The following is a 14,131-nucleotide window of genomic DNA, read 5'->3' as shown; positions in this document are numbered from 1 at the left end:
TTCATATGCATTGCCGGACATCGAAATCTAGGTGGCAATCGGCAAGGCTGCCGACTGCGGCGCAGGCGTCGCATGCACCAGTTGTTTGATTCTGGGAATGCAGGAGCCGCAGCGCGTGCCGCAACCCAGGGAAGACTTGAGCTGCGCGATCCGCTCGCCGGTAGAGCCCTCGCACGTTGCCAGCGCCGAGCTGATGCTGGCTTCATCCACATTCATGCAGGCACAGATCTGTGGCGACCGGGCCGGCATGGCGGCGGGCGGCCTTGCCCCCGAGGACAGCAGCAGACGCCCATAGCTTTGCACCGATTGCTCGTCGCGCAGTACCGGCCCCAGCCAGCGGCCGGCGCTGGCGTCGCCACAGAGCAAAAAGGCATCAAGCCTGGGCTCCTCCGTCTGCCTGCCTATCGCCATGGCGCGGCTGCATTGGCGACGTGCGTCGGCATAGCGCATGGCCTGCGGGCCATTGAGTTGCAGCAGACCATGCAGCCGCGCCAGCACCTCCGCAGACGGCGCCGCATAGGCTCCCGCGCGGAACTGCACGCCGGTGCGACCCTGATCCGCTTGCTCCAGCGGCACGGCGCGCCCGAACAGCACGCAGCTGGCAAAGTCGAACTCGGCCATCAATTCGGTCAATGCCTGGCGAACCGACTGCACCTGCCGTTCATCCAGCCAGGCCATGCCCAGACAAGTCCAGGGCAGCTCGGCCTTGAGCAGCTTGACGGCCACATGCTTGAGCTCGGGCTGCTTGGAGCGCGGGCAGCGCTCGGGCGTGGTCAGGGCGTTGACGCCCGCAAGCCGCTGTCCCTTGGAGCCCATGCCGCTCAGGTACATGCTGCCCCAGTGCATGGGCAGATAGAGCTGTGCGGGCTGCAAGCCCGGGTCCGCCTGCACGGGCAACACGATGGCGCCATAGCGGTTGGAGACATGGACCAGATCGCCGTCCTGCAGCTGCAGGCGCTGCATGTCCTGGGGACTGACTTGCAACTGCGGTTCGCTGACATGGGCAAACAGGCGCCCCAGCTGGCCGGTGCGCGTCATGCCATGCCATTGATCGCGCAGGCGACCGGTGTTGAGACTGAACGGATGCCGCGCATCGCGCGGCACGGCCGGCGCCTGCCAGGGCTGGGCATCAAAGCGTGCGCGCCCGTCCGTCGTCGCAAACACCGCATCGCCATACAGACGCTGTCGGCCCTGGCTAGCGCCTTGAGGCATGGGCCATTGCTGGGGTCCCTTGACCTCCAGCACCGCCCAGCTCAGCCCCGTGATATCCAGATCGCGCCCGCGTGTGGATTCGCGATGCTCGTTCCAGACAGCTTCGGCGCCCGCGTCGGCATTCGCCGTGTCGTAGGGAAACAAGGTTGACAGCGAGGGCCGAAGGTGCTGCTCCAGCCGCCGCGCCAGCTGCACGCCTATCTGCCAGTCATGGCGTGCCGCCCCCGGCGCGACCACAGCAGCGCGCACCCGCGAGATACGCCGTTCGCTGTTCGTGACCGTGCCCAGCTTCTCGCCCCAGGTGGAAGCTGGCAGCAACCAGTCGGCATAGGCCGTGGTCTCGGTCGCGGCAAAAGCCTCCTGCACCACCACCAGCTCGGCGCGCTCCAGCGCCCTGCGCACCATGGCCTGTTCGGGCATGCTCTGCGCGGGATTGGTACAGGCAATCCACAAGGCCTTGATCTGGCCGTCGGCGGCTGCCTCGAACATCTCCAGCGCGGACTTTCCGGGCTGCTGCGGAATCGACTCCACACCCCATAGCCGCGCCACTTCGGCCCTGTGCGCTGCGTTGGAAAGATCACGATGCGCGCTCAGCAGATTGGACAGCCCGCCCACCTCGCGCCCGCCCATGGCATTGGGCTGGCCCGTCAGCGACAGCGGGCCTGCGCCAGGCCTGCCGATCTGGCCGGTGGCCAGATGCAGATTGATCAGCGCCGCATTATTGGCCGTGCCGCTGCGGCTTTGGTTCAGACCCTGGCAGTACAGGCTGAGCGTGGGACGACGCACGTCCGTCGGCTCCTCTGCACCGCCCAGCGCCATCCAGCGCGCCGCCCGGTACAGGTCCGCCACGGGCAGGCCGCAAATGGCAGCGACCTTCTCGGGCGTGGCTTCGCGCACCAGTTCCTTGAGCGCTGCAAAGCCGCAGGTGTGCTGCGCGATGAAGGCGCTGTCCGTCCAGCCCTCCCACAGCATAATGTGCAGCAGACCGTGAAACAGCATCACATCGCTGCCCGGCTGCAGCGGCAGATAGAGATCAGCCAGCTCGGCGGTCTCGGTACGGCGCGGATCGGCCACGATGATCCTGAGTTGCGGATTGCGCGCCCTGGCCTCTTCCACACGCCTGAACAGAATGGGATGCGCCCAGGCCATGTTGCTGCCCGTGATGAACATGCAGCAGGCCAGGTCTATGTCCTCATAGCAGGCCGGTGGTGCATCGGCGCCCAGCGTGGCCTTGTAGCCGGCCACAGCGCTGCTCATGCACAGGCGCGAATTGGTGTCGAGATTGTTGGTGCCCAGCAGGCCTTTGACCAGCTTGTTGAAGACGTAGTAGTCCTCGGTCAGCAGCTGGCCACTGAGATAGAAGCCCAGTGCATCGGGCCCATGAGCGGCACGAATGCCGGCAATGCGCGCCGCCAGCTCGTCCAGAGCCTGATCCCAGCTCGCTGCCTGCGGTACGGCTGTACGCTCCAGCCTGCGCATGGGCTGCAGCAAACGGGCCTGCTGGGCATAGACGGGCGCGGCCGTCAGATGCAGGGTGCTGCCCTTGGTGCACAGACGGCCCAAGTTGGCGGGATGCTCGGGATCGCCACGCACGCCGGTGATCTGCAGACCATCGGACTCGATGACCACGCCGCAGCCGACACCACAATAGGGACAGGTGGACTTGGTTTCTTTCATGGCATCACCAAAGAGAGGCGGCGGCGTTCATGTTCACCGCAACGCGGACCGCCGAAGGCGAGTCCGCAGCCGACACCGCAATAGGGACAGGTGGATCGGGTCTCATGCATGGCAGACTTTCAGTGAAATCATGCTGTAACGCTTTCTGAATAAGCGCATGCAGCTATTCATTTCATATCAACAGAGACACTAGGCCGTGGCGCAGCCGGATTTGCCCGCGCAATGCGCAGGACCGGCATGCGGGCGGGTCTGCTCCAGGGCGCGGCTGGCCAGCTCGTCGGCGCGCAGCTGCACCTCGCCATCCTGCACACGCACGCTGAAGTAAGGCGTGCAGCCCTCGTCAGGCGCCGCCGCCTCGCCGCTGCTCAGTGCAATCGTCCAGTTGTGCAGCGGGCAGGCCACGCTGCGACCGAACACAATCCCCTGCGACAGCGGGCCGCCCTTGTGCGGGCAGCGGTCCAGCAGCGCAAACACCTCGTCGTCGGCATTGCGGAACACGGCCACATCCAGCCCTTGTGCACGCGCCACGCGGCGTGCTCCCAGCACGGGGATGTCGTCCATCGTGCAGATAGAAATCCATTCGCTCATTTCTGGCTCCTCGGTGCTTGTAATCAGACGCTGGCGCTTTCGGTTTGCGCCGCAGTCAGTGGCTGAAACTGGCGCGTATCCACGGCCGCCTTGTCGGCTTCGAACCAGGGATCGGGCTCGCCGTCCAGTGCAAACTGCAGCTGCTCCCACAGCGCCCTGCGCCCCTCGGCATCGTCGAGAATGCGTCGCTTGACATAGTCCAGGCCCACGCGATTGATGTAGTGCACCGTGCGCTCCAGATACCAGCCTTCCAGGCGGTACAGCTGCATGAAGGCGCCCGTGTACTCCATCACCTCTTCGGCGGTCTTGAGCTTGGTGAAGAAATGCGCGACCTCGGTCTTGATGCCGCCGTTGCCGCCCACATACATCTCCCAGCCCGAGTCCACGCCGATGATTCCTACATCCTTGATGCCGGACTCCGCGCAGTTGCGCGGGCAGCCGCTGACGGCGAACTTCACCTTGTGCGGTGCGTACATGCGCCACATGGCGCGCTCCAGGTCCTTGCCCATCTGGGTGCTGTCCTGCGTGCCCATGCGGCACCATTCGCTGCCCACACAAGTCTTGACCGTGCGCAGGGCCTTGGCATAGGCATGGCCGCAGGGCATGCCTATATCGTTCCAGACGGCCTGCAGATCCTCCTTTTTCACGCCCAGCAGATCGATGCGCTGACCGCCCGTGACCTTCACGGAGGGGATCTGGTACTTGTCCACCACATCGGCAATGCGGCGCAGCTCGGAGGCCGTGGTCTCTCCGCCCCACATGCGCGGAATCACGCTGTACGTTCCGTCCTTCTGGATATTGGCGTGGCTGCGCTCGTTGATGAAACGGCTTTGCGGGTCGTCCCTGGCTTCCTTGGGCCAGGTGCTGACAAGATAGTAGTTGACGGCCGGGCGGCAGGAGGCACAGCCGTTGGGCGTGCGCCACTCCATGAAGCGGAACACCGCATCGGTGCTCAGCAGCTTGTGCTCGCGGATCGCATCGCGCACGGCCTGGTGCCCGTGGTCAGTGCAGCCGCACATGGCCTTGGTCTTCGGGGCCGCCGAGTAGTCGCCGCCAGCCGTGAACATGATGATCTGCTCCACCAGTCCCGTGCAGGAGCCGCAGCTGGCACTGGCCTTGGTGTGCTTGCGCACATCGTCGAGCGTGAACAGGCCCTTGTCCTTGATGGCCTTGCAGATCGCGCCCTTGGTCACGCCGTTGCAGCCGCAGACCTCGTCGCCGTCGGCCATGGCAGCGGCCTTGCTCTGCCCCTGGTGGCCGGTATCGCCGAGATTGGATTCGCCGAACATCAGCTTGTCCCGGATGTCGGCCACGCTGCGTCCCTCGCGCAGCAGCTTGAAGTACCAGCTGCCGTCCACCGTGTCGCCGTACAGGCAGGCACCGACCAGCTTGTCGTCCTTGATGACCAGCTTTTTGTAGACCCCCGCATAGGGGTCGCTCATGAGAATTTCCTCGGTATCCCCGCCGCCCTGGAAATCGCCCGCAGAGAACAGATCGATGCCCGTGACCTTGAGCTTGGTCGAGGTCAGCGAACCCAGATAGCGACCGATGCCGAACTCCGCCAGATGGTTGGCCAGTACTTTGCCCTGCTCGAACAGGGGCGCCACCAGTCCGTAGGCAATGCCTCGGTGTGCCGCGCATTCGCCCACGGCATAGATGCGCGGATCAGTCACGGTCTGCAGCGTATCGCTGACCACGATGCCGCGGTTCACATGCAGATGCATGGACTCGGCCAGTTCGGTGCTGGGACGAATGCCCACGGCCATCACCACCAGTTCGGCCGGGATCTCGCTGCCATCCTTGAAACGCACGGCGCGCACGCGCCCGCCTGCGTCGCCCAGCAGCTCCTGCGTCTGCGCCTGCATGCAGAACTGCATGCCGCGCTCAGCCAGCGATTTCTGCAGCATGCGGCCCGCCTGATCGTCGAGCTGGCGCTCCATCAGCCAGTCGCCGACATGCACCACGGTGACCTGCATGCCGCGCTTCATGAGACCGTTGGCCGCTTCCAGTCCCAGCAGGCCACCGCCGATCACCACTGCATGCTTTAGTGTCTTGGCCGCTTCGATCATGGCCTCGGTGTCGGCAATGTCGCGATAGGCCAGAACGCCCTCCAGGTCCTTGCCGGGGATAGGCAGGATGAAGGGCTTGGAGCCCGTCGCCATGATCAGCCGGTCGTACTCGGCGCTGGCGGTCTCGCCCTGGGCATTGACCGCATGCACCGTGCGCCGGGCCCGGTCGACGGCCGTCACGGTATAGCCGGCGTGCAGCAGGATATGGTGGTCCTGGTACCAGGACCAGTCGTTGAGCACGATATCGCCGAGCGTCTGCTCGCCGGCGAGCACCGGCGACAGCAGAATGCGGTTGTAGTTGGGATGCGGCTCGGCGCCGAAGACCGTGATGTCGTACAGATCGGGGGCAATGGCCAGCAGCTCTTCCAGCGCACGCACGCCTGCCATTCCGTTTCCAATCATGACCAGTTTGGATTTTTTCATCTGAGTCCCCGTAGGCATTTGCAAAGCCAAAAAAAAAGACGTCTGCGCGCTTCATGACTTGCATGAACGCGTAGACGTCTTTGTCTGTGGGTTCTGGTCCAGCCTTGCACCATCCCCCGGTGACCCACCTTGGCCACGCTGAACAACACGCAATTGCTGTGCCAGCTTTTCTCAGCCTGCAGAGACTATTCCATCCCTCAGCATGCACTGCTTTTGTGCATGGCCGCTTTATTGCTGTGCAAAACAAACATGGCGCCCCAAGGCGCCATGCAGCTTGAAATCAAAAAGGCTCAGGCAGCCTTCTCCACATGGCCCTGGCGCGTGTAGAGAAAGTCGATCACCGCCTTGCGGTAGCTTTGGTACTGCGCATCCTCGGCCAGTCCCACCCGGCTGCGCGGACGTGGCAGCGCTACATGCAGCACCTCGCCAATCGTGGCCGCAGGCCCGTTGGTCATCATCACAATCTTGTCGGACAGCAGCACGGCTTCGTCCACATCGTGCGTGACCATCACCACGGTGCTCTGGGTGCGTGCCACGATCTCCAGCAGCTCGTCCTGCAGCTTGGCACGCGTCAGGGCGTCGAGAGCACCGAAGGGCTCGTCCATGAGCAGCACCTGGGGCTCCATGGACAGGGCGCGGGCAATGCCCACGCGCTGCTTCATGCCGCCCGAGATCTCTCCGGGGCGCTTTTGCGCCGCATGGCTGAGCCCGACCATGGCCAGCGCCGCATCGGTGCGCTGCGCCAGCTGTGCCTTGCTTTCGCGCTTGCCGAAGACGCGCTCCACGGCAAGGTGCACATTGCCCCAGCAGGTCAGCCATGGCAGCAGCGAATGATTCTGGAAGACCACCGCACGCTCGGGGCCGGGGCCCTTGATTTCCTTGTTGGCGCACAGCAATGCACCGCCGGTGGGAATGGTCAGGCCGGCAATCAGATTGAGCAGTGTCGACTTGCCGCAGCCCGAGTGCCCGATGAGACTGACGAACTCGCCCTTGGCAATGTTCAGATTGATGTCGCGCAGTGCGGGAAACAGTCCCTTGGCAGTCTTGAAGGTCTGCTCCACCCCGTGGATCTCGATGTACTTGGTGCTGAGAGATGTATGCATGAGGTACTCCTTGCTTTTTTCCGAGGCCACCGTGGCGCCGGCTTTGCCGGGCCACCGGTGGTGCCCCCTTGAGGGGGTGACGCGCCCGAAGGCGCGGCTCAGGGGTGGGTTAAGCCTTCACCTCTTCAAACGTAAAGGCCGAGGCCAGCTTGACCAGGGCCCACTCCAGCACCAGGCCTACGATGCCGATCACGAAGATGGCGATGATGATGTTCTTGACATTGAGGTTGTTCCACTCGTCCCAGACCCAGAAACCTATGCCCACGCCGCCCGTCAGCATCTCGGCGGCCACGATCACCAGCCAGGCCGTGCCCACGGCCAGGCGCACGCCGGTCAGCATATAGGGCAGCACCGCAGGAAACAGAATGGTGGTGGCGATCTTCCACTCCGACAGATTGAGCACGCGCGCCACATTCATATAGTCCTGGGGCACACGCTGCACGCCCACGGCGGTGTTGATGACCATGGGCCAGATCGAGCAGATGAAGATGGTCCAGATGGCTGCCGGATTGGCGCCCTTGAACACCAGCAGGCCTATCGGCAGCCAGGCCAGCGGCGACACCGGACGCAGCAGGCTGATCAAGGGGTTGAACATGCGCGACAGAAAGCTGAAGCGCCCGATCACGAAGCCCAAAGGGATGCCGACCAGTGCCGCCAGACCAAAACCCAGGGCCACGCGCTGCAGTGAGGACAGTACGTTCCAGCCCACGCCCTGGTCATTGGGTCCATTGCGGTAGAAGGGATCGCTGAACACCTGCAAGGCCTGTTCCCAGGTCTCGGCCGGGGTCGGAATGCTCTTTCCGGTGGTGCTGGAGACCAGCGACCACAGGCCGACCAGCAGCGCCAGCCCCAGCAGCGGCGGCAATACCTGGCCAGCAAACGCTTCCGCGTGCCGGCGCCAGCGGCCGGGCGGGGTCGGGATCACCGTCGGGGATGCCTTGACGACACCGGTATCTTTTTTCACTTCAGCCCTTGAAATATCTGCGTTGCCAGCTGTCTTTTCTGCAGTTTCCAGCTGTGCATCGTTGGCGGCCAGAGCGGCCAGTTGGGGATCATGCGGGGGATCGAGTTCCAGCGGCGAATGAAGTGCGGCACTGACCATGATGGTTCTCCGTTAGGGTGACGGCCTCAGGCCTTGATCTTGAAACCGTCAGCGTATTGGGCCGGGTTCTTGCCATCCCAGACCACGCCGTCCATGAGCTTGCTGCTGCGCAGCACATCCTTGGGCACACTGACCTTGAGCTGACTGGCCGCCTGCTGATAGAGGTCGATGCGGTTGATCTGCTTGGCCACGGCCAGATAGTCGGGATGGGCCTTGAGCAGACCCCAGCGCTTGTGCTGGGTGAGGAACCACATGCCGTCCGACAGATAGGGGAAGTTCACGGCCCCGTCGTTGAAGAACTTCATGTGGTTGGGGTCGTCCCAGGTCTTGCCCAGGCCATTCTGGTAGCGCCCCAGAATGCGCTGATTGATGGCGTCCACGCTGGTATTGATATAGGACTTCTGGGCCACGGTCTCGGCCATCTTCGTCTTGTTCTGCAGGCTGGCATCGATCCAGCGGCCGGCTTCGAGAATCGCCATCATCACGGCGCGGCAGGTATTGGGATTCTTCTGTGCGAACTCGCCCGTGGTGCCCAGCACCTTCTCGGGATGGTCCTTCCAGATGTCCTGCGTGGTATTGGCGGTGATACCTATGCCGTCCATGATGGCGCGATGGTTCCATGGTTCGCCCACGCAGAAGCCATCCATATTGCCCACACGCATATTGGCCACCATCTGGGGCGGCGGCACGGTGATCAGCTTGGCCTCGGACAAAGGGTTGATGCCCGCTGCCGCCAGCCAGTAATGCATCCACATGGCGTGGGTGCCGGTGGGAAAGGTTCCGGCGAAGGTGTATTCGCGCTTTTCCTTGGCCATGACCTTGGCCAGACTGGCTCCGTCGACCGCTCCCTTGTCGGCCAGAGCCTTGGACAGCGTGATCGCCTGGCCGTTGTTGTTCAGCCCCATGAGCACGGCCATGTCTTTCTTGGGGCCGCCCACGCCCAGGTGCAGGCCGTAGACCAGGCCGTAGAGCACATGGGCGAAGTCCAACTCGCCGTTGACCAGTTTGTCGCGCACGCCGGCCCAGCTCGCCTCCTTGCTGAGAACGATCTTCACGCCGTATTTCTGGTCCAGGCCCAGCACCGAGGCCATGACCACGCTGGCGCAATCGGTCAGCGGGATGAAGCCGATCTTGACCTCTTTCTTCTCCGGCGCGTCGGAGCCTGCGGCCCAGGCGCCATGGTGACCCAGCGTGCCATAGAGGGCTGCGGCACCGGCCACGCGCAGAAACTTACGCCGCCCACCGGCGGATACGGGCTCGGGCGCAGGAACAGTAGACGAAGGAAGGCGCTGGCTCATGAGAAAACTCCATCAAGAATCGTGGTGAAGGCGATCCGGAAAACAAAAAGGCGCCCTTCCCTCCTCGGGTGTGAGGAGAAAAGGACGCCGTTGTCCCAGGTCACTCGTAATAACGCTTTAAGCGCGACCGCCTTTGGTCTGCTTGACATCAACAGTCATGCACAAACCATGCCAGTCCCCGATCAGAGGTGGAGCAGGCTTTGCTCCTCCGTTTTTGGCCCATATTTGGTGCAGCGCAACAAGCACAACGCTGTCAAAGCAATGAATTGGTGCTGCCAGGCAGCAGGTCCACCGTGGCCAGAATCGCCTCGGCCACATCCAGCATGCGCCGGTTCTGGTTCATGGCCGTCTGGCGGATCAGCTTGTAGGCCTCGCCCTCGCTGAGCTGGCGGTATTTCATCAGCACACCCTTGGCCCGCTCTATGGTCTTGCGCTCCTTGAGCGTGGCGCGCGCCTTGTCGATTTCGGTCTGCATGTCCTGCAGGCGCATGGACTGCTCCTGCACCAGCAAGACGATGCTCTTCTCGAGCTGCAGCCCGTATGCGCTCTCCGCAGGCAAGGAGGCGGCTGGCTGCGTGGCCCCCAGAAAGGCCGCAGCCGCTTCGGCGCGAGTCGCAGGCTGCGGCTGCATCTCCAGCAGCGCCTTTTGCTGACTCAACGCGGCACCTGCCTGCTCCAGCTTGCGCAGACATTGAGCCTGCAGCTCCTCGGCCAGGAATGCCTCAATCTGGTGCATGGCATCGAGCCGGCTGGAACAGGCTTCGAACCATGGCGAGCTCAGGCTGCAGTCCAGCGCCATGCCGTCCCCGGCCGTGCAGCCCAGGCGCCGCAGCCGCTCGATCACCGTCATATCGGGACAGGCCCCGCATTGCTGCTGCCAGCGCTCCATCCCCGAGGGGCTGGCGAAGTCTGCAAACACCTGAAAGCAGCGTTCCTGCGATTCGATCAGATGCAGCCAATGGCGCTGACGCTCTGTCCTGCCGGCCCCTGCAGTAAACGCCGCGACCCCTGTGGCGCGCTCCTGGCCCGCCAGCTCCTTGCCCTGCATGAAATGAAACAGCGCCACCAGCAATTTCGCGATATCGGGATCGCAGGCGCTGTCCGCCGCCTCGAAAACCACGGTCAGGCAGGCCGCAATCATGCGGATCAGCGCCTGCGTGCAGTCTTCGGCACTCAGCTGCAGAGCATCGCGCCGACGGCGCAGCAGCGGCAGGGCTTCAAAGCCCTGCAGCGCATTGGCAATCGCATTGAACAGACGAGCGCCATGTGCGCCCGGCGCCCGCGCGCCCAGCTCTTCAAGCGCGAGACAGACCCGTTCCATGACCTGGTCCACATGAAGGCCATGGTCGAGCAGGCTCTGCTGCGCCTGCACGCCGCCGCTGACCAGAAAGATATTCGAGAGGCCGCGCTCTTTCTGCAGCGCATGGACGAGCTCGGACATGCTCGCCACCAGGTTGCTGGCGCGGCTGATCTGCTCCAGCTCGGCAATCTCGCTTTGCCTTGCAGCCACCAGATAGTGCAGAGGCGTTTTCATGGGGTAGTGCTTGTCGTCATGTTGATGCCATCGACGATCAGCACGATTCATGCCATCTCAGGCAAGGCGACGCTGCCGCCTTTCCCAGAGCTGGTCCACCATGGCACCCACACCGATGCCCACGACATAGGCCAGCAGATCCATAGGATCGAAGCCATTGCCCAGAACCAGATAGGCCAGCTTGTTGGCGCGCAGGGCCTGCATCCAGGGGGCCTGATAGAGCTGCAGAAACTCGATGGCAAAGGCGATGACCAGGGACCAGGCCATGAGCTTGCCGCGCGTGATGGCCGGCCGCAGCCAGGCCACGCACAGCAGCACCACCCAGGCCCAGAGCGCATCGCCCGGATAGTTGCCCAGCACGGCGGGAAAGGGCACGTAGCCCCGGCGCGAGGCCAGCCCGATGGCGATGACCGCCACAATGAGCAGGGTCAACCCCGTCCGTGAGCGACGAAAGGGTCCGCCAGCGGCCAGATGTATCAACAAGCTGTCGTCCCCTCAGTCGATATGCGCGCCGGAGTCCTTGACCACCTGCTTCCAGTACGCCAGCTCGGCCGGCAGCATGGCCTTGAAGCTTTGCGGCGTGGACTCGACGCGCTCGGCGCCCAGGGTCTTGAGCCGCTCTGCCATCTCGGGCCTGGCCAGCACGGTCTTCACGGCCTGATGGAGCTTGTCCACCACCGGCTGCGGCGTACCGGCCGGTGCAAACAAGCCATACCAGCTGGTCACGGCCAGGCCCTTGCCCAGCACGGGAATCTCGGGCGCCAGCGAGGTCGGCCTGTCGGACGCCACGCCCAGCACGCGCAGCTTGCCGCTGCTGACAAAAGGCATCACGCCGGGAAAGCTGCCAAAGGTCACCGGCAACTGGCCGGCCACCACATCGGTGGCGGCAGCCGACGCCCCCTTGTAAGGCACATGCAGCAGGCTCACGTTCTTCTGCTTTTTCAGCATCTCGCCCAACAAATGGTTGAGCGTGCCGTTGCCGGCAGAAGCGTATTCAACCTTGCCCGGATGCGCCTTGGCATAGGCCACCAGTTCGTCCAGATTCTTGGCCGGGAAGTTCGGATTCACCACCAGCAGATAAGGCGCGACGGCCAGCTGCATCACGGGAGTGAAATCCTTGATGGGATCGAACGGCACCCTGGAATAAAGCGCCGGATTGATGGTGTAGGCGCTTTGCGCCGTCACCAGAAAGGTGTAGCCGTCGGCCGCGCTGCGCGCCACCTGGCCCGTGCCCAGATTGCCGTTAGCACCGGCGCGGTTTTCCACGATGACGGGCTGGCCCAGCGAATTCTCCAGCCCCTGCGCCACGGCTCGCGCAATCACATCGTTGGCACCGCCCGGTGCCTGGGGCACGACAAAGGTAATCGGCTTAGTGGGCCAGTTACCGCCCTGCGCCAATGTTTGCGTCAGAGGAGCGGCCACCACGGCAGCCAGTGCCGCCAGCAGTAGCGGGCGACGTCGGGTTCCGGAGATAAAAACAGCGTTTCGCGCAGTCTCGGTGCGCGCAGCTTCTTCAAACTTCATGGCAATAATTTCCTGTGGTGGTGGACATGGATGCTGCCAGCCCTCCATGCCGGCCTGTCGTCCCATGCAACAGGCCATTCTTGCATCGCTGACCGGGCGGCCTGAACGGCACTCACTGTTCGGCCATCGTCTTTGGCAGGGGCTGCCTCCTGCAAATGCCGTGACCACAAGCCTGCCCGCAGCGGCTCGGCCTCTTCACAACAGCACCAGGCCCGGCGGCAGGCTATCGCCCAGACTGCGCTTGTGATCCTCGGCCTCCATCTGCACCACCTGCTCGACCATGGTCATCCAGCGTTCGGGCGCACCGCTGCTGCGCATCTTCTCCAGCACCTGCGCTCTGATGGCATCGGGCAGGTCGCGCGCGCGGTCGCCCGTCATGCGGGCCATCTGCACGGCGGCAAACATAGCGGTTTCGTTCCTGCGCCAGTCCTGGGCCAGCGTGGCGTTCAGGAACTCCAGCGCCGCCTCGGGCGGCATCACCATATGGGCGTTGGCAGCCAGCGACTGGCGTGCCGCGAGGCGGCCTATGGCCCACCAGGTCTGCACGGTTTCATCCTCGCGCCTGAGGCGCTGCAGCATCCACCGCCCCATTTCCTGGCGGTACTGCCAGGGCACGGCCTCCATGGCCGCGAACAGGCGCAGCATGTCGTCATAGCTGCCGTGGCTGGATTTGCCGCGCGTGTTCTGCTGCACGGCCTTCTGCATATGGCCGGCAACGTCTTCGAGCAGCTCCATCTGCCGGGCCTCGTTCAGACCCGCAGCCACGCGGCGCCAGAACACCCACCACTCCGTCCAGTTGGCGGCCTCTTTGGCATGACCCAGGCCCTGGCCATACAAGGCCCAGACCTGGTCTATGCGCCAGCCATCGAGTTCCGCCCCCACGCCTGGGCGCAGACACCAGCCTGCAAGGTTGAACCAGACGCGCTCATGGTCGGCGGTGCGGCGGCGGCGCCTGGCACGGGCCAGCAGCGCATCGAACAAGGCACGCAGCAGGCCCAGCTCCCAGCCCTCGCGCGGGCCGAGGACTCTTTCGAGCGACTGGCGCAGCTGGCGCACTTCCCGGGTCGTCACCTCCTGCGCCTGCGTGCCGAAGATGCGGTCCACCAGGGCAACGGCTTCGGGTAGCCTTGCCAGCAAGGAATCTGATTGCTTCTGGCCCTCAGCGCTTTGTGCATCTTCGTTGTCAGCGATGGTTTCAGAAGCCGCAGCACCGCGCACGGCAAAGGGCAGCAACCAGGACCGGCCCGCGTCCTGCACGGCCACGCAGCGCACTTCCAGCGTGCCGACCTCGCTCATGCAGGCTTGCAGTTGCACCTCGACCTGCGCAGCAGACTGGCCATCAGGCGCGGGCAGCACCGTGGCCAGGGGCGGAAGCTCCACCCAGCCATCGCCGGTCAGCGCTGCAATCTGGCCGGCCTGCGCAGGTACATGGCTCTGGCTGTTGGCCAGCAAATTGAAGCGCACCGCTTGGCCCAGCTTGAGCGCAAAGCGCCGGCCCGAGAGCACCATGCGCACGCCCTCTTCCGTACCGCGCGGCAGCAGGCACAGGCCTTGCGGAGCCTCGCCTTTCTTGCCCGGCAGCAGCAACCAGTAGCTGCGCG

The 14,131-nt window shown here is 64.1% G+C and carries 10 protein-coding genes and 1 pseudogene; all 11 read right to left on the bottom strand.

Going from position 1 to position 14,131, the window contains the following annotated elements; translation table 11 throughout:
* Positions 1–27 precede the first annotated feature (27 nt).
* On the bottom strand, positions 28–2,889 hold the full coding sequence (locus ACLBXN_RS00675; RefSeq protein WP_447610801.1) for a nitrate reductase: 2,862 nt from the start codon (positions 2,887–2,889) through the stop codon (positions 28–30).
* Entirely contained in the window at positions 2,886–2,999 is a 114-nt protein-coding gene (locus tag ACLBXN_RS00670; protein WP_211457829.1) for a hypothetical protein, read from the bottom strand. Before ACLBXN_RS00670 ends, ACLBXN_RS00675 begins: the two co-directional genes overlap by 4 nt.
* Positions 3,000–3,078: 79 nt before the next feature.
* Complete coding sequence (nirD, locus tag ACLBXN_RS00665) at positions 3,079–3,477, bottom strand: nitrite reductase small subunit NirD (RefSeq protein WP_003058862.1); 399 nt, start codon at positions 3,475–3,477, stop codon at positions 3,079–3,081.
* A gap of 23 nt (positions 3,478–3,500) precedes the next feature.
* Complete coding sequence (nirB, locus tag ACLBXN_RS00660; RefSeq protein WP_447610799.1) at positions 3,501–5,969, bottom strand: nitrite reductase large subunit NirB; 2,469 nt, start codon at positions 5,967–5,969, stop codon at positions 3,501–3,503.
* Between the two features lie 290 nt (positions 5,970–6,259).
* Entirely contained in the window at positions 6,260–7,072 is an 813-nt protein-coding gene (locus ACLBXN_RS00655; protein WP_447610798.1) for an ABC transporter ATP-binding protein, read from the bottom strand.
* 109 nt (positions 7,073–7,181) lie between these two features.
* Complete coding sequence (ntrB, locus tag ACLBXN_RS00650; protein ID WP_447610797.1) at positions 7,182–8,174, bottom strand: nitrate ABC transporter permease; 993 nt, start codon at positions 8,172–8,174, stop codon at positions 7,182–7,184.
* Positions 8,175–8,200: 26 nt separating this feature from the next.
* Positions 8,201–9,472, bottom strand: a complete 1,272-nt coding sequence (locus ACLBXN_RS00645; RefSeq protein WP_447610796.1) for a CmpA/NrtA family ABC transporter substrate-binding protein — start codon at positions 9,470–9,472, stop codon at positions 8,201–8,203.
* Between the two features lie 253 nt (positions 9,473–9,725).
* Positions 9,726–11,006: a nitrate- and nitrite sensing domain-containing protein gene (locus tag ACLBXN_RS00640; protein ID WP_447610795.1), complete on the bottom strand. Its 1,281-nt coding sequence runs from the start codon at positions 11,004–11,006 to the stop codon at positions 9,726–9,728.
* A gap of 57 nt (positions 11,007–11,063) precedes the next feature.
* Positions 11,064–11,438, bottom strand: a complete 375-nt coding sequence (locus ACLBXN_RS00635) for a ribosomal maturation YjgA family protein (RefSeq protein ID WP_447610794.1) — start codon at positions 11,436–11,438, stop codon at positions 11,064–11,066.
* Positions 11,439–11,501: 63 nt separating this feature from the next.
* Entirely contained in the window at positions 11,502–12,530 is a 1,029-nt protein-coding gene (locus tag ACLBXN_RS00630; RefSeq protein WP_211457835.1) for a Bug family tripartite tricarboxylate transporter substrate binding protein, read from the bottom strand.
* A gap of 195 nt (positions 12,531–12,725) precedes the next feature.
* Positions 12,726–14,131: pseudogene (locus ACLBXN_RS00625) on the bottom strand (Hsp70 family protein); the annotation flags it as partial.

The organism is Comamonas sp. C24C (assembly GCF_053345995.1).
Note: the sequence above shows the minus strand (reverse complement) of the source record. Positions and strands in the feature narration are given on the sequence as shown.